This is a genomic window from Bacillus sanguinis (assembly GCF_018332475.1).
Taxonomy (GTDB): Bacteria; Bacillota; Bacilli; order Bacillales; family Bacillaceae_G; genus Bacillus_A; species Bacillus_A sanguinis.
Genome location: NZ_BOQB01000672.1, coordinates 1 through 321 on the forward strand (window position 1 = coordinate 1; position 321 = coordinate 321).

1 pseudogene is annotated in these 321 nt (G+C 36.8%); it reads left to right on the forward strand.

Annotated features, from left to right (window positions below):
* A pseudogene (locus tag KI369_RS29145) lies at positions 1 to 182 on the forward strand (tyrosine-type recombinase/integrase); the annotation flags it as partial.
* Between the last annotated feature and the right edge of the window lie 139 nt (positions 183 to 321).

Genomic DNA, 321 nt, shown 5'->3' on the forward strand with positions numbered 1-321 from the left:
CTTTACGACATACACATGCTGTTTTACAGTTAGAAGCTGGAGCAAGTATGAAGTACTTACAAGAGCGCCTAGGTCATGGTAGCATGCAAATTACATCTGATGTATATTCACATGTAAGCAAAAAGCTCGATAAAGAAGCGATGAATAAATTTGAAGAACATATGAAAACAATCCTGAAATAAATTCCTCACAAAAATCGGGCAATTATCGGGCAACTAACATTCCGATTAACTTTACACGTAAATGCCCGATAAATAAAAAAGCCCCGATACCGTAGTATCAAGGCTTCTTTCTCTTAGTATAGAGACATATACTGATCGC